Origin of the sequence: Nocardia nova NBRC 15556 (genome assembly GCF_001613005.1) — a bacterium.
Taxonomy (GTDB): Bacteria; Actinomycetota; Actinomycetes; order Mycobacteriales; family Mycobacteriaceae; genus Nocardia; species Nocardia nova.
Genome location: NZ_BDBN01000007.1, coordinates 190,595 through 212,480, shown reverse-complemented (window position 1 = coordinate 212,480; position 21,886 = coordinate 190,595). Strand labels below are relative to the sequence as shown.

General features: G+C 67.2%; 18 protein-coding genes and 1 pseudogene. 6 read left to right on the top strand and 13 right to left on the bottom strand.

Annotation, left to right across the window (positions count from 1 at the left end; translation table 11 throughout):
• Window positions 1-12: 12 nt before the first annotated feature.
• From NN2_RS04860 to NN2_RS04840, 5 genes are all read right to left on the bottom strand, one after another.
• The gene (locus tag NN2_RS04860; RefSeq protein ID WP_063010772.1) at window positions 13-1,269 is read right to left on the bottom strand and encodes a fatty acid desaturase family protein; all 1,257 of its coding nucleotides are present in this window, start codon (window positions 1,267-1,269) and stop codon (window positions 13-15) included.
• 96 nt (window positions 1,270-1,365) lie between these two features.
• A complete protein-coding gene (locus tag NN2_RS04855; RefSeq protein WP_063010770.1) occupies window positions 1,366-2,766 on the bottom strand; it encodes a fatty acid desaturase family protein in 1,401 nt (466 codons plus the stop codon).
• Between the two features lie 244 nt (window positions 2,767-3,010).
• Entirely contained in the window at window positions 3,011-4,180 is a 1,170-nt protein-coding gene (locus NN2_RS04850) for a ferredoxin reductase (protein ID WP_063010796.1), read from the bottom strand.
• An 84-nt stretch (window positions 4,181-4,264) separates the two neighbouring features.
• Window positions 4,265-4,873 carry a DUF6912 family protein gene (locus tag NN2_RS04845; RefSeq protein WP_393533227.1) on the bottom strand — a complete coding sequence of 203 codons (609 nt, stop codon included), beginning with the start codon at window positions 4,871-4,873 and terminating at the stop codon, window positions 4,265-4,267.
• The gene (locus NN2_RS04840) at window positions 4,860-6,278 is read right to left on the bottom strand and encodes a WS/DGAT/MGAT family O-acyltransferase (RefSeq protein ID WP_063010768.1); all 1,419 of its coding nucleotides are present in this window, start codon (window positions 6,276-6,278) and stop codon (window positions 4,860-4,862) included. The genes NN2_RS04845 and NN2_RS04840 overlap by 14 nt, the downstream gene beginning before the upstream one ends.
• Before the next feature lie 171 nt (window positions 6,279-6,449).
• Between NN2_RS04840 and NN2_RS04835 the strand changes: the two genes are divergently transcribed.
• Entirely contained in the window at window positions 6,450-7,010 is a 561-nt protein-coding gene (locus tag NN2_RS04835; RefSeq protein ID WP_156511212.1) for an Rv3235 family protein, read from the top strand.
• A 252-nt stretch (window positions 7,011-7,262) separates the two neighbouring features.
• Window positions 7,263-10,100 (top strand): preprotein translocase subunit SecA, encoded by a 2,838-nt coding sequence (gene secA, locus NN2_RS04830; protein WP_063010764.1) that lies wholly within the window; start codon window positions 7,263-7,265, stop codon window positions 10,098-10,100.
• Window positions 10,101-10,130: 30 nt separating this feature from the next.
• On the opposite strand, the gene NN2_RS04825 is transcribed toward secA, so the two are convergent.
• Entirely contained in the window at window positions 10,131-10,538 is a 408-nt protein-coding gene (locus NN2_RS04825; protein ID WP_063010762.1) for a winged helix-turn-helix transcriptional regulator, read from the bottom strand.
• Between the two features lie 77 nt (window positions 10,539-10,615).
• Here NN2_RS04825 and NN2_RS04820 point away from each other — a divergent pair, with 77 nt between their 5' ends.
• Window positions 10,616-11,560 carry an NADP-dependent oxidoreductase gene (locus NN2_RS04820; RefSeq protein WP_245658556.1) on the top strand — a complete coding sequence of 315 codons (945 nt, stop codon included), beginning with the start codon at window positions 10,616-10,618 and terminating at the stop codon, window positions 11,558-11,560.
• A 251-nt stretch (window positions 11,561-11,811) separates the two neighbouring features.
• Window positions 11,812-12,327 (top strand): DUF4254 domain-containing protein, encoded by a 516-nt coding sequence (locus tag NN2_RS04815; protein WP_156511211.1) that lies wholly within the window; start codon window positions 11,812-11,814, stop codon window positions 12,325-12,327.
• 77 nt (window positions 12,328-12,404) lie between these two features.
• Here NN2_RS04815 and NN2_RS04810 read toward each other — a convergent pair whose 3' ends face one another.
• Window positions 12,405-13,235, bottom strand: coding sequence for a class I SAM-dependent methyltransferase (locus tag NN2_RS04810; RefSeq protein WP_063010756.1), 831 nt, complete (start codon window positions 13,233-13,235; stop codon window positions 12,405-12,407).
• An 81-nt stretch (window positions 13,236-13,316) separates the two neighbouring features.
• On the opposite strand from NN2_RS04810, the gene NN2_RS04805 reads away from it, so the two are divergent.
• A complete protein-coding gene (locus NN2_RS04805; RefSeq protein WP_063010754.1) occupies window positions 13,317-14,003 on the top strand; it encodes a winged helix-turn-helix transcriptional regulator in 687 nt (228 codons plus the stop codon).
• Here the strand turns inward: NN2_RS04805 and NN2_RS04800 are convergent, their stop codons facing one another.
• The 4 genes from NN2_RS04800 to NN2_RS04785 all read right to left on the bottom strand — a co-directional run bounded on the left by NN2_RS04800 (window position 14,004) and on the right by NN2_RS04785 (window position 18,706).
• Window positions 14,004-14,582, bottom strand: coding sequence for a Uma2 family endonuclease (locus NN2_RS04800; protein ID WP_063010752.1), 579 nt, complete (start codon window positions 14,580-14,582; stop codon window positions 14,004-14,006).
• A gap of 87 nt (window positions 14,583-14,669) precedes the next feature.
• Window positions 14,670-15,671 (bottom strand): ribosome small subunit-dependent GTPase A, encoded by a 1,002-nt coding sequence (gene rsgA / locus NN2_RS04795; protein ID WP_063010750.1) that lies wholly within the window; start codon window positions 15,669-15,671, stop codon window positions 14,670-14,672.
• Complete coding sequence (aroA, locus tag NN2_RS04790; RefSeq protein ID WP_063010748.1) at window positions 15,668-16,987, bottom strand: 3-phosphoshikimate 1-carboxyvinyltransferase; 1,320 nt, start codon at window positions 16,985-16,987, stop codon at window positions 15,668-15,670. Before aroA ends, rsgA begins: the two co-directional genes overlap by 4 nt.
• A 183-nt stretch (window positions 16,988-17,170) precedes the next feature.
• The gene (locus tag NN2_RS04785) at window positions 17,171-18,706 is read right to left on the bottom strand and encodes an aldehyde dehydrogenase family protein (protein WP_063010746.1); all 1,536 of its coding nucleotides are present in this window, start codon (window positions 18,704-18,706) and stop codon (window positions 17,171-17,173) included.
• Window positions 18,707-18,852: 146 nt separating this feature from the next.
• Here NN2_RS04785 and NN2_RS04780 point away from each other — a divergent pair, with 146 nt between their 5' ends.
• Window positions 18,853-19,704 carry an SOS response-associated peptidase gene (locus NN2_RS04780; protein WP_063010744.1) on the top strand — a complete coding sequence of 284 codons (852 nt, stop codon included), beginning with the start codon at window positions 18,853-18,855 and terminating at the stop codon, window positions 19,702-19,704.
• A gap of 28 nt (window positions 19,705-19,732) precedes the next feature.
• On the opposite strand, the gene NN2_RS04775 is transcribed toward NN2_RS04780, so the two are convergent.
• Window positions 19,733-20,038 (bottom strand): hypothetical protein, encoded by a 306-nt coding sequence (locus NN2_RS04775; RefSeq protein WP_063010742.1) that lies wholly within the window; start codon window positions 20,036-20,038, stop codon window positions 19,733-19,735.
• A gap of 140 nt (window positions 20,039-20,178) precedes the next feature.
• A pseudogene (locus NN2_RS04770) lies at window positions 20,179-21,872 on the bottom strand (MDR family MFS transporter).
• Window positions 21,873-21,886 lie beyond the last annotated feature (14 nt).

The following is a 21,886-nucleotide window of genomic DNA, read 5'->3' as shown; positions in this document are numbered from 1 at the left end:
GTTCGGTGATCGCTAGGCGGCCGAGCCGACCGTCTGCCGGCGTTCCGCCACCCGGCGCTTGCCTTCCTTCAGCGCGGTGCGCAATCCGCGCCGGCGCCCGGTCACCGGGTCGACCGTGCCGATGCCACCGAATGCGCGCTCGGACTTGGTCTCGGGAGCGTCGTCGGTGCCACGGCGCAGATATTTGTTGGGCAGCGACAGCTTGATGATGGTGCGCCACGATTTCGCGTACTGCACCGGCAGCGAGCCGCTGGTGTAGGGCAGGTCGTATTTGTCGCACAATTCCCGCACGCGCACCGAGATGGCCCGCAGCCGGTTGCTCGGCAGGTCCGGGAACAGGTGGTGCTCGATCTGATGGGAGAGGTTGCCGGTCATGAAATGCATGACCGCGCCGCCGGTGATATTGGCGCTGCCCAGCATCTGGCGCAGGTACCACTCGCCCTGCGTTTCGTTGTCCACATCGCCCTTGGTGAACTTCTCCGCACCGTCGGGGAAGTGGCCGCAGAAGATCACCGCGTTGGTCCACACATTGCGGACGATATTGGCGGTGATATTGGCCGTCAGCGTGGACAGGAAGGCCGGTCCGGTCAGCAGCGGGAAGATCACATAATCCTTGGCCGCCTGCTTGCCGACCTTCTTCAGCACGACCTTGCGGTCCTGCTCGAATTGCCGGCGTTCCGGAGAATCGGCCGGCCACTTCTTCTTCGCGACCTTGCCCAGCTCCAAATGCTGGATGGCCACGCCGTATTCGAAGAACATCTGCAGCAGCAGGTTGTAGACCGGCTGTCCGAGATAGAACGGCGTCCACCGCTGATCGCGCGTCACGCGCAGCAGGCCGTAGCCGATGTCGTCATCCATACCCAGCACGTTGGTGTACTTGTGGTGCAGGTAGTTGTGCGTGATCTTCCAGTGTTCCGACGGTCCGGCGTTGTCCCACTCCCAGTTGGAGGAGTGGATTTCCGGATCGTTCATCCAGTCCCACTGGCCGTGCATGACGTTGTGGCCGATCTCCATGTTCTCGATGATCTTGGCGGCCGACAACATCGCCGTGCCGGCCAGCCAGGCCGGCGGCAGGAAACTGGCGAACAGCGTGGCGCGACCCCCGATTTCCAGGGCGCGCTGCAAACGGATCACGTTACGGATGTAGCGGGCGTCGTTCTCGCCTCGGGAGGCCTCGATTTCGCGACGGATCGCATCCAGCTCCGCGCCGATCGCTTCTACATCCTCTGGAGTGAGGTGGGCGTATTCCTTGACATCCGAGATCGCCATGCTGGTTACACTACCGTAGGTTACGGTCCCGTAGGTTGTCTCCGGATCGGATTACAACTGTGGCGTATACCGCATTGTGATCGTGACCGATATGGCTTAGGTTAGTCGCCTTCGCTGTTGCCGCAACCGGACGCGAACGGTCGCTCGTCCCCGCAGTCCGCGGCGCCGGAGTATCTGCTTCTCGGCCCGAGCCTTCTCCTGCAGAGCGAGCTTGGCTTCGCGCAGCGCCTCCTTTTCCTGCCGTGCCTTCTCGCGCAGTGCGGCCTTGGCTTCCACCATTGCCGACCGCAATCCCTGCCGCCTTCCGGTGAGCGGGTCGACGCCGGACAGCGGCTCTTCGGTACCGGCCGTCAACGGGCGGGTCAGCAGCGAGAATTTGCGTTCCGACGACGTCTCCGGGGCGTCGTCCGCGGTCCGGCGCAGGAATCGGTCGGGCAGCGCCAGTTTGTGAATCGTGCGGAACGCCAGGGCATATTGTTTGCCCAGCGATCCCGTGGTGTACGGCAGGTCGTATTTGTCGCAGAGTTGGCGGACCTGTTCGGCGATCTCCGGATACCGATTGCTCGGAATGTCCGGAAAGAGGTGATGCTCGATCTGATAGCACAGATTGCCGCTCATGAAGGCCATCGCCGGGCCGGCCTGGAAGTTGGCACTGCCCAGCATCTGCCGCAGATACCATTCCGCCCGGGTTTCGTCCGCGAACTGCTCCTGGGTGAATTTCTCGGCGCCGTCCGGGAAATGCCCGCAGAAGATCACCGCGTACGCCCACAGATTGCGGATCAGGTTGGCCGTCGCGTTGGCCTTCAGCGTCGCCTTCCAGCCCGGACCGCTCAGCAGCGGAAAGACCACGAAGTCCTTGGCGACCTGGCGGCCGGCCTTGCGCAGGAACTGCCGGTTGGGTTCGGACAGCAGGTCGCTGCGCGGAACTCCGGTCTGCTGTTTCTCGATCTTCAGATCGTGCAGGGCGATACCCCACTCGAAGAGCGCGGCCAGGATCAGATTCGCCACCGGCTGAGCGAGATTGATCGGCTTCCACTCTTCGTCGCGGGTCATGCGCAGGATGCCGAAGCCCACGTCGTCGTCCATGCCGACGATGTTGGTGTAGGTGTGGTGCGAGAAGTTGTGCGCCCGTTTCCACTGCCCGGAGGTGCCGGTCATATCCCACTCCCAGCTGGTGGAGTGGATCTCCGGGTCGTTCATCCAGTCCCATTGCCCGTGGCTGACGTTGTGCCCGAGCTCCATATTCTCGATGATCTTGGCCACCGACAACATCGCGGTGCCCGCGACCCAGGCCCATTTGTTGCGTCCGGCGAACAGGACCGCGCGGCCGGCGGCCTCGAGCGTGCGCTGGGCGCGGATGGTGCGCCGGATGTAGGCGGCGTCGCGCTCACCCAGCGATTGCTCGACCGTGCGGCGGATGGTGTCGAGTTCCTGCCCCAATGTGTCGATATCGGCAGCCGTCAGATGCGAATACGCCTTGATGTCGGTGATGGCCACGGTCCTGCAATGCCTCCGCTTCGCTCCGGCGGTGTCGAATGAATGCCTCTGCATCACGTCGGCGGGCCGGTATCGGATTGCCTCCGCTGCGCTTCGATGGACTGCCTCCCCCGCGCTTCGGCGGCATGGGCTCCGCTGCGCTTCGGTGGGAGGTCTCGGTCTTGTCCTCTTCAGAGTATCGGTAACCGGTGGTGATCGCTCGCGCCGCCGCGGGGCGAACGGGTGAACACCACCGGAACGCGACTCACACGTCCAGGGTGCAGTCGCCGGCCGCGGCCGAGATGCAGGTCTGGATTTTCTCCCCGGCCTGGTGTTCGGCGCCGTTGCGCAGATCGCGCACATGTCCGTCGGTCAGGGTGACCACGCAGGTCTGGCAGATACCCATCCGGCAGCCGAACGGCATCTGCACGCCCGCGGCCTCACCGGCCTCGAGCAGGCTGGTGGCGCCGTCGGCCTCGGCGCTGCGATCGGTGCGGGCGAAGGTGACCGTGCCGCCCTCGCCGACCGCCGAACGTTCCACCTCGAACCGCTCGACATGCAGCTTGTCGCTGATACCCGCTGCGGCCCAATGCTTCTCGACATCGTTGAGCAGACCGGCCGGACCGCAGGCCCAGGTCTCGCGCTCGCGCCAGTCCGGGAACCGGCTGTCGAGATCGGCCAGATCGAATTTGCCCTGCTCGCCGGTGAGGTGGATATGCGCGGTGAAGCCGGGATGCTTGTCGTGCAGCGCCCGCAGTTCCGCGCCGAACATGACGTCCTCGGCGGTCCGGGCGGAGTGGATGTGCACGATGTCGTCCATCGCGTCGCCGTCGGTGCGGTCGGCGGCGCGGCGGTCCATGGTCCGCAGCATCGCCATCACCGGGGTGATGCCGCTGCCGGCGGTGATGAACAACACCTTCGCCGGCGGGGGCTCCGGCAGGACGAACCCGCCCTGCGGCGCGGCCAGGCGAACCACCGTGCCCTGCGGCACGCCGTTGACCAGGTGGCTGGACAGGAAGCCCTCCGGCATCGCCTTCACCGCGATCGAGATCACTCGTTCGGCGCGGTTGTCGCGATGGGTCCAGTCCGGCGGGCAGGTCAGCGAATACGACCGCCAGTGCCAGCGCCCCTCGACCAGGACACCGATGCCGATGTACTGACCGGGGGTGAAGGTGAAATCGAAACCCCAGCCCGGCTTGATCACCAGGGTCACCGAATCGGCGGTCTCCTTGCGGACCTCGATGATCCGTCCGCGCAGTTCCCGCGCCGACCACAGCGGATTCACCAGATGCAGATAGTCATCGGGCAGCAGCGGGGTGGTGATGCGGGCCGCCGCGCCGCGCAGCGCGTCCAGGCGCGTCCGCCCGGCCATCTTCGCGTCGGCGACCGGGGCCTCGAGCCATGCCCGCAGGCCTTGTACCGATTTCGACACCATCGTGCGAATGCTCATTTCCTGTGATCACGCGCCTGCGGCGCACCCTTCGAGCCAAGGTTACGGCATCGTAGGTTAGCGGGCGGATCAGAGGAGGTCGAGCAGGAACGGCAACTCCTGTGCCGCGTACCAAGCCAGCTGGTGATCCTCCGCGTCGCCCAGCACGAATTCCGCGTCCGGATCGCCCAGGTCGGCCGCGTCGACGACGTCGACGGCCTTCGCGACCTGAGGTTCGGCCTCGGCCAGATCGACGTGCACCGAGGCGATGCGCTTGTAGGTGATCGGCCCGGACAGCCGGACCACCGCATCGTCGAGATCCGGGCGCAGGGTCGTGCCCGTCACATCGGCGGCGATCACGGCACGGCGGTAGACGGGGGCCGAATACGACGATCCGGTGTCTTCGGCGGCGTCCGGATCTGTTCCGTCCTCCGGTTCGGCATCGCCGTCGTCGGCGTGCAGCAGGGCGGATTCGCGTTCCTCGGCGAGCAGCCGCAGCGATGCGCGCGCCGCCTCACCCATCGCCACCTCGGCCAGTTCCTCGTCGTCGCCGGAGGCGTAGGCCTCGCGCAACGCGGGGGTGACCGCGAAGGCGGTGTCGTTCACCGCGCGAATTTCGCGCTGCGCCACCAGCTCTCGGAGCATGGCGATGGTGGCCGGGACATAGACGCGTAGCTTGCCCTGATCAGACGCAGGCACCGAGCATCTCCTCCATGGATTCGCGCACCGCCGCCGCCAGTACGGCGATATCGGCCATCGCCTCGCGGTCGGCATTGAGACCGTAGAACACACGTCCGTCGTAGGACGTGATTCCGATGCTCGACGCCTGATTGCGCAGCAACGGCGATACCGGATACATCTCCAGCATCCGTGCGCCGCCGATATACATCGGCCGCTGCGGACCCGGGGCGTTGGTGATCACCAAGTTGAATGTGTGTTCTGCGAACGTACTCGCCGCCCGCACGCTCATCGCGTGCAGGCTGGCCGGGGCGAAGCCGGCCATGTGAACCAGGGTGCGCGCCCGCACGGCGCGCCGATGCCGGGCATTCTCGGCCGTGGCATGCGAGATGTGCGACAGCCGCATCACCGGATTCTGCTCTCCCACCGGCAGATCGATCAGGAACGAGGAGACCTCGCTGGCCGGGCTCACGTCGTCGGGTGACCCGTCGACGTAGACCGACATCGGTACCACCGCGCGCAGCACCGCCGATCCGACCAGCACCTCACCGCGCGATTGCAGGAATATCCGCAGCGCGCCGGTCACCACGGCCAGGATGGCGTCGTTGATGGAGCAGCCGAAGTGTCTTCGAATGCGGCGATAGTCCTCGAGGTCGGTCCGTGCGATGTCGAACCGGCGGCACCGCGAGATCGAAGTGTTGAAGGGGCTGTCGGGCGCCGTCCGCCCGGCCGCGCGCACCCGGTCGACCGCGGCGTCGACCGCCTTACCCGCGGCCGCCACCACCGCCGACGCGTTGGCTCCGGCATCGCGGACGACTTCCCATGCCGTCGCGGGCTGGGTCGCTATTTCGGCCAGTGACATGCCCAGCAGTTCCATGTCGCCGGGTTCACGGTGGGCCACCCAGGTATCGGGTGCGACCACCCGCGGCGAGGGCCCCGAGTCCAGGATGACGTGGCCGATCTCGAGCGCGGTCTCACCATCCACCAGCGCCGAATGGGTTTTGGTGAAGATCGCGCAGCGGTCCTCGGACAGGCCTTCGATCAGATACATCTCCCACAGCGGCCGGCTCGGGTCGAGCGGTCGCGACGACAGCCGCCCGACCAGTTCGTAGAGCTGCTCGTCGGAGCCCGGAGCCGGCAGCGCCGATCGCCGCACGTGATAGGTGAGGTCGAAGCGGCTGTCCTCGACCCAGACCGGGCGCCCCACCTTGAACGGGACCTCACGGACCTTGCGGCGGTAGCGGGGCACCATCGACAACCGGCTGTCGACCAGGTCCAGCAGCGTCTGGTAGTCCACGCACGGAGATCCGTCGCCGGGGTCCTCGGGGGCGACGCGCACGATCGCGAGAGAGCCGATGTGCATGGGATTGCTGCTCGACTCGAGCCGGAAGAACGACGCGTCCTGCGGCGTCAGTCTCGTGATCACGCTGTCCGAGCTCCTCTCCGTTGCCGCTCTCCATTGTGGAGTGACACAAACCTTGCGCGCGTGACTGTGTGGGACTTGTCGCGTCGGCGTCGGAATTCCGCCGTCGTCGACGCCGCGCATGGCATGCTGGTTCGATCCGTGCCCAAGCATGCCGACCAGGGGGAGTGTCGAATGCTCGAGTCTTCTGCAAGCCCGGTATACACCCGTCGCGCCCGCCGCGCGCCGGTATTCGAACCGCCGTTGGATCCGAGGAGTTCCGGTGGCGCGACTGCGGGAAAGTCGCTCGATCGGGGGGCGGCCGCGCACGTCGTGCCGCGACTGCGGACCCCGCGCCGGTCCGCGCACGACGGCCGCTCGCCGGGGTCCGGCGCGGGTGTGCCGGTGTCGCCCGACATATGCGGCGGGGACGAAATCGGTACGGCCGCAGCGCAGTTCGCGGAGCGGTCGCTGCGCCTGGTGCTCGAGGTCATCGACGGGCGGCGTCCGCTCGGGCAGTTGCGTCCGGTGGTGGAGCCGACCGTGCTGGCCGCCGTCGAAACGCTCGCCCGCACCGCCGCCGCGGAGCGCCGCCTCGGTACGGCGGTGCTCGTCACCGTGAAGCTCGCCGAGGTCACCGCGAGTGCTGCGGAGGTGTGCGGCGGATACGAGCGGGGGCAGCGCCGTTTCGCCGTCGCCGCGCGGCTGGTGCTGCGCCGCGGGCGTTGGCGGATGAGTGCCTTGCGCATGCGGTGATCGCGGGCGTGTGTCGTGCCGAAGTGTGATCGATCACTGCCGGGCCCCGATGGGCCGCGGCTGTCCGTGGATGTTCCGACGCGGCGGCGCCTACGATGGAGGCCGCATTACCATGGACGATGCCGCTTATCCGCGCGCCGGGGATTTCGCCCATACGATGTGGCGGGGGCTTCGGTATGCCGCGAGTAGTGCGGTGTGCCGAAGATGTAGCACTGCAAGACGACAACATCGACCAGAGGACTGACGAGACCCGTGCCTGCGCTGACACTGACGAGGTTGCTACGTTTTGGTGAGGGTCGCACCGTCAAGCGGCTCGCGCATCTGGCCGACGAAGTTCTCAGTCTGGAAGACGAGTACGCCGATCTCACCGACGCGGAACTGCGGGCCAAGACCGACGAATTTAAACAGCGCTACATCGACGGCGAATCTCTGGACGAGTTGCTGCTCGAGGCTTTCGCCACCGCGCGCGAGGCCTCCTGGCGCGTGCTGAATCAGAAGCATTACAAGGTGCAGGTGATGGGTGGCGCGGCCCTGCACATCGGCAATGTCGCCGAGATGAAAACCGGTGAAGGTAAGACACTCACCTCGGTGCTGCCCGCCTATCTCAACGCGATCAGCGGCGACGGCGTCCACATCGTCACCACCAACGACTACCTGGCCCGCCGTGACTCCGAGTGGATGGGCCGCGTGCACCGTTTCCTCGGCCTGCAGGTCGGCGCGATCCTGTCCGGGATGAGCCCCGCCGAGCGGCGTGCGGCCTACGGCGCCGATATCACCTACGGCACGAACAACGAATTCGGCTTCGATTATCTGCGCGACAACATGACCCATTCGCTGGACGATCTGGTCCAGCGCGGGCACAACTTCGCCGTGGTCGACGAGGTCGACTCGATTCTGATCGACGAGGCCCGGACGCCGCTGATCATTTCCGGCCCGGCCGACGCGTCGAGTAAGTGGTATGCCGAATTCGCCCGTATTGCACCGCTTTTGAAGAAGGATGTGCACTACGAGGTCGACATCAAGAAGCGCACCATCGGCGTGCACGAGGCCGGTGTCGAATTCGTCGAGGATCAGCTCGGTATCGACAATCTGTACGAGGCCGCCAACTCGCCGCTGGTCAGCTATCTGAACAACGCGATCAAGGCGAAGGAACTCTACGTTCGCGACAAGGATTACATCGTCCGCAACGGCGAGGTCATCATCGTCGACGAATTCACCGGCCGCATTCTGGTCGGCCGTCGCTACAACGAGGGCATGCACCAGGCCATCGAGGCCAAAGAGGGCGTGGAGATCCAGCCGGAAAATCAGACGCTGGCCACCATCACGTTGCAGAACTATTTCCGTCTGTACGACAAATTGTCCGGTATGACCGGTACCGCCGAAACCGAGGCGGCCGAGCTCCACCAGACCTACGGCCTCGGTGTCGTGCCGATCCCCACCAACAAGCCCATGATCCGCATGGATCAGGCGGACCTGATCTACAAGACCGAGGAATCGAAATTCGCCGCGGTCGCCGACGACATCGCCGAGCGGCACGAGCAGAACCAGCCGGTGCTGATCGGTACCACCTCGGTGGAGCGGTCGGAGTACCTGTCGAAGCTGCTCACCAAGCGCGGCATCCCGCACAACGTGCTGAACGCGAAGTTCCACGAACAGGAAGCGCAGATCATCGCCGAGGCCGGCCGCCCGGGCGCGGTCACCGTGGCGACGAATATGGCCGGCCGTGGTACCGACATCGTGCTCGGCGGTAACCCCGACATCATCACCGATACGCTGCTGCGCCGGCAGGGCCTGGATCCGGTCGAGACGCCGGACGACTACGAGGCCAACTGGCTGCCCGCGCTGGAGCAGGTCAAGCGGCAGGTCGAAGACGACGCCGATCTGGTGCGCGACGCCGGCGGCCTCTACGTGCTGGGCACCGAGCGGCACGAGTCGCGACGTATCGACAACCAGCTGCGCGGTCGTGCCGGCCGCCAGGGCGACCCGGGCGAGTCGCGCTTCTACCTCTCGCTCGGCGACGAGCTGATGCGGCGCTTCAACGGTGCGGCCCTGGAGTCGATCATGACCCGGCTCAACCTGCCCGACGACGTGCCGATCGAAGCCAAGATGGTCTCGCGGGCGATCAAGAGCGCCCAGACCCAGGTCGAACAGCAGAACTTCGAAATCCGCAAGAACGTTCTGAAGTACGACGAGGTGATGAACCAGCAGCGCACCGTCATCTACGCCGAGCGCCAGCGCATCCTGGCCGGCGAGGATATGGAGGGCCAGGTTCAGTCGATGATCACCGACGTGATCACCGCCTACGTCAACGGCGCCACCGCCGAGGGCTACGTCGAGGACTGGGATCTGGCCAAGCTGTGGACTGCCCTCAAGACGCTGTACCCGGTGGGCATCGAATACCAGGATCTGACCGGTGAGACCGAAGACGGTGAGATCGGCGAACTGAGCCGCGAGGAGCTGCTCGACGCCATTCTCGACGACGCGCACGACGCCTACGCGCGGCGTGAGAAGGAGATCGACGATCTGGCCGGCGCGGGCAGTATGCGCAACCTGGAGCGCCAGGTGCTGCTGTCGGTCCTGGACCGCAAGTGGCGTGAACACCTCTACGAGATGGACTACCTCAAGGAGGGCATCGGCCTGCGCGCGATGGCGCAGCGCGATCCGCTCGTCGAATACCAGCGCGAGGGTTTCGACATGTTCGCCGCCATGCTCGAGGGCCTGAAGGAGGAGTCGGTCGGCTTCCTGTTCAACCTCCAGGTGGAGGTTCAGCAGGCTCCCGAACCGCAGCCCGCGGTCGGTGCCGGCCTGCGTTCCCCGGTGGGCGCCACCCACCCCGCCCCGGCAGTACCCCAGGGCAACGGCGCCGCCGAGAACGCCCCGGCGGCTCTGCGCGCCAAGGGAATCGACGAATCCGGCCCGCGCGGCCTCAGCTTCTCCGGTCCGGACGAGGGCGGCCACGCCGAAGTCCGCAGTGCCGCTCAGGAATACGGCGACACCCCCTCGACCGGCATGACCCGCCGCGAGCGTCGCGAAGCGGAACGTGACCGGTCCAAGCAGTCCAAGCCCCCGAAGTCCAAGCGCCGCCGGTAATTTCGGCGAACGATACCCGGCGAGAAGCCGCTACGCGGTTTCGGTCTGCTGGTCGTAGTGTTCGCGGGCGGCGTGGACGTGGTCCATGTTCTCCTCGGCCCAGTCTTTGACCGCGCGCATCACCGGTAGCAGTGAGCGGCCGAGTGGGGTGAGTTCGTAGTCGACGCGAACCGGGACCGCGGGAGTGACGGTGCGGCAGACCAGGCCGTCGCGTTCGAGGTTGCGCAGGGTTTGGGTGAGCATCTTCTGGCTGATGCTGGCGAGGCGGCGTTGCAGGTCGCTGTAGCGCTGGGGGCCGTCGGCGAGGGCATTGACAGCCAGGCTCACCCATTTGTCGGCGATGCGGTCGAGTAGTTGGCGTGCGGGACATTGCGCCAGGTACGCGTCGTATTCGACGCCGGCCTGGGCGCGGCGTTGGGCGGCGGTTCGGGTGGCCACGGCTCTCCTCGGAGTGGGATACGCACCTTCGAGTGCGTACTTCCTTATGGAGAGTAGCTCTCCATAAGTTGAGCAGCATGACTTCTAGAAACAGCATGCGGGCAGTGGTCGTTCGCCGCGTGGGCGGCCCGGAGGCACTCGAGGTGGTGCGGGTGGCGATTCCCGAACCCGGGCCGCGCCAGGTGCGGATCCGGGTGGAGGCGGCGGCGGTCAATCCGGTGGATATCGCGACCCGCAGCGGCGCCCTGATCGAGGCGGGACTGATGGCGCCGCGCGAAATCATCGGAATCGGCTGGGACGCCGCGGGAATCGTCGACCGCGTCGGGCCGGAGGTGACGACATTCGCGGCGGGACAACGCGTTGTCGGATTACGTGATCTGCTCGACCGGTCGCTGGGTGCGTATGCCGAGTATCTGGTGCTCGATACCGATGCGGTCGCACCGGCACCGTCGGGTGTGGATGCGACGGAAGCGGCCACCCTGCCGCTGAATGCGCTGACCGCACACCAGGCGCTCGCGCTGCTCGACCTTCGCGCCGGTGACACCCTGCTGGTGACGGGCGCGGCCGGAGCGGTGGGCGGCTTCGCGGTCGAACTGGGCGTTCGTGCCGGACTGCGGGTGGTCGCGCAGGTCGCCGATGAGGATGCGGCGTTCGTTCGCGGACTCGGCGCCGAATGGACCGTGTCTCGCGCGAGCGCCGACCTCGCCGGGGAGATACGGGCGCTGGTTCCGGCCGGTGTCGACGGCGCACTGGACGGCGCGGGTCTGGGGGTTCGCGCGACGGCCGCCGTCCGCAACGGTGGCGCCTACGCCGGGGTGGCCGGCGGACAGCCCCCTCTTCCCTTGCGCGGCATGAGAATTCACCAGGAGTGGATCCGGGCGGACGGAACCGCGCTCGGCGAACTCGCGGCGCTCGGCCTGGGCTTGCGGGTCGCCGATGTCCTTCCGCTCGAACGCGCGGCCGAAGCGCATGAGCGGTTGTTTGCCGGTGGATTGCGCGGGCGGCTGGTGCTGACGCCGTAGTCAACCACTGGTTATGTGCTCCGTCAGCACGCTGCGGCGATCAGGGCTGTGACTTCTCAACAGCGGGAACGAGCAGGGGGGCGAACGGCTAATCCGGGGCATACGGTCGGCTTCGTCGAGGGCCGACACGACCGACCAGGAGCTGCCGATGTGCTCGAAGTCGCAATTCTCGCCGCACCGCGTCACCGAGACGGCCGCGATGGCTGCCTCCGGTGCGGTATCCCCCTCCGAGCGCGGGGGCGGTGCTCGCGATGACCGGTGAGGTTCCGGGGCCCGAGGGCACCCGGGTGGCGACGGTGTCGCCGTTGCTGGTGCTCGAGCGCGGCGGCGCCGACGTTGTCGGGGATCTTCCCACCGCCGAGATGCTGCTGCGAACGGTGCGTGATTCGCGGCCCGCCGCACATCACCTGGACCCGCTCGCGCGGCACCTCGCGGAACTGCACACCGGTGCCGCCCAATCGCACGATGCCGACTATCGCCGCGCGGCCGAGGCGTCGCGCCGCGAGACCGTGCGCGCGATCGATCGATGGATCGAAGCCCACGTCCCGCAGCATCGGCACGGCACCGCGATCCATACCGAAACCGTCGGTTCGGTGATCGATCGGCTCATGGCGGCGTACGCCCGTGCCGCGCACCTGCTGGAGACCGCCACCGACGATCTGGCCGTGCACGCTGCGTGGTTCCGGGTGGCCGAACTGGTCAACGGCTACGACGATCTGATCGCGGCGATCACGCACGGCGAGCGCCGGCTGCCGACGTCGGCGTAGACGTAGACGCCGGCCGGATCGCACACAACCGGGCGGCTTCGTCGAATATCCGGCCGCGCGGCGACACGGACCGGTGATCACGCCCGCCGGCCGGTGACCAGGAGGTACTCCCAGCGCATCCGCCCGCCGCCGAGATCGTGGCGAGCGGCCAGGTCGGCGAGGGCGCGGTCCAGCTCGGCGATGCGGTCCGGGTCGCCCGCCAGGGACCGGTAGACAGCGACCGTGGGACCGTAGTTGGCCTTGAAGAAGTCGCGGAACCGGTCACCGTCGGCGAAACACTCCACCGTCGCGAATTCGCGCTGTATCCGCAGATCGGTGACGTGGTCGCCGAACAGGTCCCGGAGATGGTCGGCGGTGCCCCAGAGCAGCGGCGATTGCGCTCCGGGCGGCGGTGGCGGTGCGAACTGCTTGGCGATGGAGAACATTTCGCCGATGAATCCTTCCGGCGTCCAGTTGATCAGCCCGATCGTCGCATTCGGCGCGGTCACTCGGAGCAGTTCGCCGGCGGCCGCCCGATGCGACGGGGCGAACATGATGCCCACACAGGACATGGCGACATCGAATCGGCCGTCGGCGTACGGCAGCGCCTGGGCGTCGGCGGCCTCCCAGGTGAGATGGACACCGCGAGCGGCCGCCGCGGCCCTGCCGGCCTCGAACATTTCCGGCGTCAGGTCACTGGCGACGACGTCCGCGCCGGCTTCGGCCGCCGGAATGGCCGCATTTCCCGCTCCGGCGGCGATGTCGAGCACGCGCAGGCCGGGACGAATATCGCAGGCTCGGACCAGGCGCCGGCCCAGGCCGGGTATCACGGTGTCCGCGACGCGAGGGTAGTCGCCGAGAGCCCAGAGGGCGTGGGTGCGTTCGGTGATGTCGGGGGATGGTTGCTGGGTGTGAGGGATAGCTGTCATACCGCAAGCATCCGGCGGCCGGGGCGGCCCCGGCCAGTTCAACATCTGTACCCGGCGCGCGCCGAGTGGTCTACTGGTTGTGTGTCCGGCTATGGGGAGTTCTGCCCGATCGCCAAGGCAATGGATGTCCTCGACGAACGATGGACATTGCTGGTCGTCCGCGAATTACTGTTGGGTAGTACGCATTTCAACGAGTTGCGGCGGGGCAACCCGAAAATGTCGCCCGCCCTGCTGTCGCGGCGTCTGCGCTCGCTGGAGCGGTCGGGGGTGCTGCGTCGCGAGATCGGTACGGACGGACGGGCCGCCTACCTCCTGACCGAGGCCGGACGTGAACTGTCGACCGTCGTCCAGGCGCTCGGGACGTGGGGGGTGCGCTGGATCGGCGATCTCGGCGACAGAGATCTGGATCCGCACCTGTTGCTGTGGGACATCCGTCGCACGATTCCGGTCCGGGCGTGGCCCGAGGAGCGCACGGTCCTGGAGGTCGAGTTCACCGATGTGCCCGGCAAGGAGGCGCACTGGTGGCTCGTGGTCGAGCGCGGGACGGCGGCGGTCTGCGACTACGACCCCGGTTTCGAGGTCGCGGCAACCGTGCGCAGCACGCTGCGGCAGCTCACCGAGATCTGGCGCGGCGACCGGAGCTGGGCAGCGGCGCTGCGGGAGGAAACCACCGAGATCGTGGGCCCGGCGTCGATTCGGCGGCAGGTACCGCAGTGGATCGGGCAGGCGAGCCTGGCAGCGACTCCGCGCCCGGAACACGCCGACTGATCACATCCGCTGATACTCGGTAAGGTCGATGTCCAGCTCGAACGGCACCGACAGTGCGAGCCGGTCGTGGTGGATGCCGGTGGGAGTGTATTGGCCGGTGGCCGGGTCCAGTTCGTAGATGTAGACCACCGCGCGACCGTTGTCGTTTTCCACACGCCAAAAATGGGGAATCCCGGCGCGCGCATACAACTGCGGTTTGCGTTCGCGGTCGCGCACAATCGAATCCGGCGAAACGACTTCGACCGCCAGGACGACATCCTCGGGCTGATAGGTGGTCTGGTCAGCCCCACGATCCGCCGATTCGTGGACGACGATAAGGTCTGGCTCCGGGCGTTGCCGAGGGCCCAATGTCACCGTCATTTCCCTTCGAACCCGAAGGGCCGATGGCGCTGACGATCGCAGCGCGGACACGAGCAGATCGATCACCAGCGCATGGAATCTCATCTGCGGGCTCACGAAGACGAGACTCCCGTCGATCAGCTCGGTGTGCGGGGGGAGGTCGGGCAGCTTGTCCAGGTCATCGGCGGTATAACCGCCGGTCGGCGGGACGACCCAGGCAGGCAGCGGCTCCGCGCTCATCAGCCCTCCCTCCTCGTCGGGACGTCTCGTGCAATGCCAAGTATCGCATTCCTGCGCCACCTGCCCGCGCCTGCAGACCCAGAGGGCTCAGCTGCCGCCGACCACCCAGGGATCGTTGGAATTCAGCGCTGTCAGCAACAGCCGGATCGCCGCCACCCGCCGCTCCTTGCCCGGCAGTTCGTCCAGCGCGCATTCCGGGTCGGCGGGTGGGCCGAGGTGGGTGCAGCCGCGGGGGCAGTCCTCGATGGCCTCGGACAGGTCGGGGAAGGCGGCGATCACGTCGTCGGGGGAGATGTGGGCGAGGCCGAAGGAGCGGATGCCGGGGGTGTCGATGACCCAGCCGCCGCCTTCCAGCGGCAGGGCCACCGACTGAGTGGAGGTGTGGCGGCCCTTGCCGACGCCGGAGACCGTGCCCACGGCTCGTTCCGCTTCGGGGACAAGGCGATTCACCAGCGTCGACTTGCCGACGCCGGAGTGGCCGAGCAGACAGGTCAGCGAATCCCGCAGGAGGTCGCGAACGGGTTCCAGGGGATCGTCACGCCCGCCGTAGACGATGGTCAGATCCAGATCGGCGAATTCGGCGGCGAATTCGGAATCGGCGGCCAGATCGTGTTTGGTCAGGCACAGAATCGGTTGCAGCCCACCGGCATACGCGGCCACCATGGCGCGTTCGACGAAGCCGGTGCGAGGCGGCGGATCGGCCAGCGCCACGACGATGAACAGCTGTTCGGCGTTCGACACCACGATGCGTTCGAAAGGGTCGGTGTCATCGGCGGTGCGGCGCAACACCGTTCGGCGATCGGCGACGCGCACGATCCGCGCCAGCGTATCGGGCCGGCCGGACAGGTCGCCGACCACATCCACCTGATCGCCGACCACGATCGGGGTGCGGCCCAGTTCCCGCGCCCGCATCGCGACCACGCGGCGATCCGGATCGTCGCCGAGCACGCATCCCCAGCGTCCCCGATCGACCGAAACCACCATGGCCGACACCGCATCTCGATGTTCCGGCCGGGTCTTGGTGCGGGGACGCGAACCCCTGCCCGGGCGGACCCGGACATCGGATTCGTCGTACTCCCGCCGCCTCAGTGGGCCGCTCCCTCACCAGATAAGGCGCCGGCGCCCGCCAGCATCGATTCCCACAGGGTGACGAATTCGGGCAGCGTCTTGGCGGTGGTGCCGATGTCCTCGATGCTCACACCGGGCACGCGCAGGCCCAGAATCGCGCCCGCCGTGGCCATTCGGTGATCGGCGTAGGAATGCCACTGGCCGCCCTGCAGCGGGGTCGGCTCGATGCTCAGCCCGTCCTCGGTTTCGGTGACGTTGCCGCCGAGGCGGTTGATCTCGGTGGTCAGCGCGGCCAGCCGATCGGTTTCGTGTCCGCGCAGATGGGCGATGCCGCGCAGCCGCGACGGGGAGTCGGCCAGCGCGGCGAGCGCGGCGACGGTCGGCGTCAGCTCGCCCACGTCGTGCAGGTCGATATCGATGCCGGCTAGGGACTGCGGACCGCGCACGGTGAGTTTGCCGTCGTAACGGCGCGCCTCGGCGCCCATCCGGACCAGGATCTCGCGGATCACGTCACCGGCCTGTGTGGTCAGCTGCGGCCAGTGCGGAATGGTCACCTCGCCGCCGGTGACCGCCGCCGCGGCCAGGAACGGCGTGGCGTTGGACAGATCCGGCTCGACATCCCAGTCGACGGCGTGGATCGGCCCGGGTTCGATGGTCCAGACCTGTTCCTTGCGCGGATCGGCGGGTGCCTCCACCCGGACCCCGGCCTGCCGCAGCATCTGCACCGTCATCTCGATATGCGGCATGGACGGCAGTGGCGCGCCCTCGTGGTGCACGGTGATCCCGGTGTCGAAACGCGCCGCCGACAACAGCAGCCCGGAGACGAACTGCGAGGAACCGGAGGCGTCGATGGTGACCCGCCCGCCGCGCAGCGTCCCGGCGCCGTGCACGACGAACGGCAGGGTGTTGCCGTCGATGTCGACGCCGAGACTGCGCAGCGCGTCGAGGATCGTGTGCAGCGGACGCAGCTGCGCCTGCTCGTCGCCGAAGAACGCGACATCGCCGTGCGCCAGCGCGGCCACCGGCGGCAGGAACCGCATCACGGTGCCCGCCAGTCCGCAATCGACGGTGGCGTTGTGCAGGTGCGTCGGCGGGGTGACGGCGAGGGTGTCGCCGTCACCGGTGATTTCGGTGCCCATCGCGCGTAAGCCCGCGATCATCAGCTCGGTGTCCCGGCTGCGCAGGGCGCCGGTGATCGTCGAGGGGCGGTCCGCGAGCGCGGCGAGAATCAATGCCCGGTTGGTGATCGATTTGGACCCGGGCAGGGTGACGGTCGCGTGCACGGCATGGTCGATGTGGGGCGCGGGCCAGAAACTCACCGGACCATCTTCGCGCATGAGAGCTGAACCCGTGTGCAGGGAGCGCGGTTTTGTGATCTCCGACGTATGCTCGTTTATTTGCTGGATTCGGACAATTGCCGCCTCATCCGGGAACGCGCCGGTTGCCGCGCCTGATCTGACCATGCGATCGGGCCCGCACCGTTGGGTGCGGGCCCGAGGGAGAGGCAGTGCGTATTCGGACTACTTGTGGCGTCCGTGCAGCAGCGGAACCACCTTGCGCAGCAGCTTCATGGTGCTCTCGGTGCGCTTGTAGCTCATCAGCGCCATACCCGGAATCGCGAAGCGCTGCACCGCGATCGAATGCGGGCTGGTGAACTCCAGCAGACCGGGCGCACCGTGGATGCGGCCGATACCGGAATCGCCGACGCCGCCGAAGGGCAGCGACGCGATGGCGGCGAAGCCGAGCACCGAGTTGACCGAGGTGGCTCCGGCGCGCAGCCGGCGGGCGATCTCGAGGCCGTGCTTGCGCGAGTACACCGCCGATCCCAGGCCGTACTTCGAGTTGTTCGCGAGGTCGACCGCCTCGTCGATGGTGTCGACGGTGCGGATGGTGACGGTCGGGCCGAAGGTCTCTTCGCACACGGCATCCGAGTTCTCGTCCACGTCGACCAGAACCACGGGCTCGATATACGGCGCGTGCACCGAATCCGGGCCGCCCAGCACCGCGGTGCCGCCGTTGGCCAGCGCCGATTCGATGTGCCGGCGCACGATGTCGACCTGCGACGGCATGGTCATCGGGCCGTAGGAAGCCTTGGCGTCGGAGCCGGCGTGCACGTCCGACAGGATCTTCTTCACCTCGGCCACGAACGGCTCGCGAATCGACTTGTCGACGTAGACGCGTTCCACGCCGGCGCAGGTCTGGCCGCTGTTCATGGTCGCGCCGTAGGCGACGGCGTCGGCCGCGGCGGCGATATCGGCGTCCGCGGCGACGATCACCGCATCCTTACCGCCGCATTCCAGCAGCACCGGAGTCAGCGTTTCGGCCGCGGCGGCCATGATCTTCTTACCGGTCGCGGTGGAGCCGGTGAAGGCGATCTTGTCGACTCCCGCGCGCACCAGCGCGGCGCCGGTCGCGCCGAATCCGTTGATCGTGACGAACACGCCCTCGGGCAGGTCGGGGTTGGCGTCCACGAAGGCCTGGCCGACGAAATTGCCGATGGCGGTGGAGTATTCACTCGGCTTGAACACCACGGTGTTGCCGGCGGCCAGCGCGTAGGCCAGCGAGCCGTTGGGGGTGTAGACGGGGTAATTCCACGGGCCGATCACGCCGACCACACCCAGCGGCCGCTGCTCGATCGACGCCGCGAAATTCGACATCAGGGCGCCGGGCGACACCTTCTTCGGTTTGAGAACCTTCTCGGCGTTCTTGGCGGCCCAGGCGATGTGTTCGAGGGCCAGCATCAATTCCAGGTATGCGTCGTCGCGCGGCTTGCCGTTCTCGGCATGGATCAGATCGCAGAATTCGTCGGCACGGGCGACGAGGCGGCTGGACCAGCGCAGTAGCGCCCGCTTGCGATCGGCGAAGCTGAGGCCGCCCCAGGTCGCGGCGGCCGCGCGGGCCTTGGCGACGGCCGCCCGCACCGCATCGTCGTCGGCGATGGGGTGGGTGGCGATGACCTCGCCCGTGGCCGGATTGAGAGAGGAGAGCTCGGTGGGCCGAGCGGATTCGGCTGCCTGTGCCGACGCGGTGGCGGCGGTGGACTCGGTGGTGGACATGGTTCGGCGACCCCTAATGAGAGAGTGGTGGCAAAAAGTTCTCACATTCGCGATGTGATGTCAATCGCCTTCAGTTGGATTCGTCTCGTTGTGCGGGTATGGCCGAGCCTACGGATTCTGTCGGTCCCGGATGGCAGCATGGAGATATGTGCGGCAGATATGCGACCACGGCGAATCCCGCCAGGCTGGCGGTCGAACTCGACGCCCTCGACGAGACCGCGGACGGTGCGCCGAGTGACGCCGCCGCAGGAAAATCGGTGCCCGGTGCTGGTGACAAGAGTGCCGGCGGCAAATCCGGAAACGGCGCCAACTACAACGTCGCCCCGACGAATCAGATCCTCACCGTCGTTCGCCGTCACGACCACAACCACCCCGACGACGACCCGGCGCTGCGGATTCGCCGCATGCGCTGGGGGCTGATCCCGGTCTGGACGAAGGCCGCCGAACCGGGAGTTCCGGCCAAGGGCAAGCCGCTGTTCAATGCCCGGGCCGACCGCGCCGCCACGGCGCCCTCGTTCCGGGATTCGGTGAAGAAGCGTCGCTGTCTGGTTCCGATGGACGGCTGGTACGAATGGCTCACCGAACCGCACCCCACCGGCTCCGGCAAGGCCGTGAAGCAGCCGTATTACATGTCGGATGCCGAGGGGCGCCGGCTGTACATGGCCGGCCTGTGGTCGGTGTGGCGGGATCCGGCGCAGCGGGATATGGCCCCGCTGCTGTCCTGCACGATCCTCACCACCGACGCGGTGGGCGATCTGACCCGCATCCACGATCGGATGCCGCTGATGATGCCGCGCGAACACTGGGACGCCTGGCTCGACCCCGACCATCCGGCGCCACACGAATTACTGGAAACCCCTGAGGCGCAGGTGATTTCGTCCATCGTCGCGCGTCCGGTCTCGCCGCTGGTGAATTCGGTGCGCAACAACGGTCCGCAGCTGCTGGAGCCGGTACCGGGTGCGGGCAGCGAACAGGCCGGGCAGATCAGCCTGATCTGAACCCGGCCCGGCGCCTGTTTTCTTGCCGCTATTCACATTTCACGGTCGGCGCCACGATGTTCAGTCCGCATTTCAGGATGGTCGCGCCCAACTCGATGAGTTCGGTCGTGGTGTTGCCGCCCAGTTTCTCGGCCTTCTCCGCCCGGGGATCCTTCTCCGGCGCGCCCGGATGCTCGGCGTCGCCGCCGAGGGGATAGTCCGGATTGTGGACGGGGGTCGGCACACTCGGCGCGGCGCCGGCGGGTGCGGCGGTGAGCAGACCGGATCCCAGGGCGAGCAATGCGGCGGCTGCCGTGGCGGTGAGCAGGCTACGTACGCGCGGACGGTGGGTCATTTCGCATCACATCCTCGGTTCGGAACGAATCGGGGGGAGAACGAACTGCCCGACAAGTAACGCACAGATGCGGGTGCGATTCCGGTGATTCCTGTGAATCGCACCCGTAGTACTGCGTGTCCTGCCCGCGTGTCCGAGGCTCAGGTCCGGGCCGGTGCCTCCGCGGCGCGGGTCGCCGGCGGTTGGGCGTCGGACTCGGCTGGGGCCTGGGCCGCAACGGTTCCGGCGGCCTCGGCTACCCCGGTCGACTCCGCACTGGCCTGTAATCCGCCCGCGGTGCGCAGCGGCACCTCCTTCCAGAACACCACCAGCAACAGCGCGATCCCGGCGATGGCGGTGACAGCGAGGAATACGGTGTCCATCGAATCGGCGAAGCCGACCTGGAACGGGCGGGCCAGCGTCGGATTCAACTGCTGGATCACCGAACTGTCGCTCATCACCTGTCCGGCCGCCGAGACATCATGGGACAGCAAACCTTTCGACAGCGCCGCATCGGCGGGATTGCCGCTGTGCGCACCGGCGATCACCGCCTGCTGATAAGCGGGTTGTGTTGCCGCGCTGTGCAATTCGTCGCTGATATGCGGTGTCAGCTGCGCGAACAGAATGGACAGGAAGACCGCCACGCCCAAGGTGCCGCCGATCTGCCGGAAGAAGGTGGCCGCGGCCGTGGACACGCCCATATCCTTCGGCGGCAGGGCATTCTGCAAGGCCAGCGTGAGCGGCTGCATGAGGTTGCCGAGGCCGAGTCCGGCGATCGCCATGAAGATCATCACCAGCCACAGCGGGCTGTCGGCGCCGATCAGATGCAGCAGGAACAGCCCGAGCGTCAGCAGGCCGGCGCCGATCAGCGGGAAGACGCGATAGCGGCCGGTGCGGGAGATGGTCTGGCCCGCGATCACCGAGGCCGTCATCATGCCGAGCACCATGGGCAGCATCTGCAGGCCGGCGACGGTCGGACTCGATCCGCGCACCACCTGCAGATACTGCGGCAGCAAAGAGATCCCGCCGAACATGCCGGCGCCCACCACGAACGAGATGACCACGCCCAGGGCGAACGTCGAATTCTTGAACATCCGCAGCGGAATCAGCGCCAGATCGCCGAGTTTCGCCTCGACCGCGATGAAGCCCAGTACGCCGGCCGCGCCGATCAGATAGCAGGCGATGGCATTCGGACTGCCCCAGCCCCATTCCCGGCCCTGCTCGGCCACCACCAGCAGCGGAACGATGCCCACCGCGAGCATCAGCACACCCCACCAGTCGATCCGCACCCCGGGATGCGGGCGGCGCGGCAACTGCAGGACCTTGGTGACCACGGCGAAGGCGAGCAGTCCGATCGGCACGTTCACCAGGAACACCCAGCGCCAGCCGTCGATGCCGAGAATGGCCGGCTGACCTGCGAACAGGCCGCCCAGCACGGGCCCCACGACACTCGAGGTGCCGAAGACGGCCAGGAAGTAGCCCTGATAGCGGGCGCGCTCCCGCGGCGAGACGATATCTCCCATGATGGTCAGCGCCAGCGACATCAGCCCGCCCGCGCCCAGTCCCTGAAATGCGCGGAAGGCGGCCAGCTCGTACATCGACTGGGCCATGGTGCACAGCAGCGACCCGGCGACGAAGATGGCGATCGCCGCCAGATAGAAGGGCTTGCGCCCGAACATATCCGACAGCTTCCCGTACAGCGGCGTGCTGAGGGTCGCGGTGATGAGATAGGCGGTGGTGACCCACGCCTGCAGCGAATAGCCGCTGAGATCATCGGAAATGGTGCGGATGGCCGTGGACACGATGTGGTCTGGTCCAGGGAGGCCAGCAGCATGCCGAGGATCAGGCCGCTCATGATCACCAGCACCT

Excerpts from the sequence above, each read along its gene's own strand:
- NN2_RS04860 (WP_063010772.1), bottom strand. The coding sequence starts at position 1,269 with ATGGCGATCTCGGATGTCAAGGAATACGCCCACCTCACTCCAGAGGAT.
- NN2_RS04850 (WP_063010796.1), bottom strand. The coding sequence starts at position 4,180 with ATGGTGTCGAAATCGGTACAAGGCCTGCGGGCATGGCTCGAGGCCCCG.
- NN2_RS04835 (WP_156511212.1), top strand. The coding sequence starts at position 6,450 with ATGCTCGAGTCTTCTGCAAGCCCGGTATACACCCGTCGCGCCCGCCGC.
- NN2_RS04820 (WP_245658556.1), top strand. The coding sequence starts at position 10,616 with ATGACTTCTAGAAACAGCATGCGGGCAGTGGTCGTTCGCCGCGTGGGC.
- NN2_RS04815 (WP_156511211.1), top strand. The coding sequence starts at position 11,812 with ATGACCGGTGAGGTTCCGGGGCCCGAGGGCACCCGGGTGGCGACGGTG.
- NN2_RS04810 (WP_063010756.1), bottom strand. The coding sequence starts at position 13,235 with ATGACAGCTATCCCTCACACCCAGCAACCATCCCCCGACATCACCGAA.
- NN2_RS04800 (WP_063010752.1), bottom strand. The coding sequence starts at position 14,582 with ATGAGCGCGGAGCCGCTGCCTGCCTGGGTCGTCCCGCCGACCGGCGGT.
- aroA (WP_063010748.1), bottom strand. The coding sequence starts at position 16,987 with ATGCGCGAAGATGGTCCGGTGAGTTTCTGGCCCGCGCCCCACATCGAC.
- NN2_RS04785 (WP_063010746.1), bottom strand. The coding sequence starts at position 18,706 with ATGTCCACCACCGAGTCCACCGCCGCCACCGCGTCGGCACAGGCAGCC.
- NN2_RS04780 (WP_063010744.1), top strand. The coding sequence starts at position 18,853 with ATGTGCGGCAGATATGCGACCACGGCGAATCCCGCCAGGCTGGCGGTC.
- NN2_RS04775 (WP_063010742.1), bottom strand. The coding sequence starts at position 20,038 with ATGACCCACCGTCCGCGCGTACGTAGCCTGCTCACCGCCACGGCAGCC.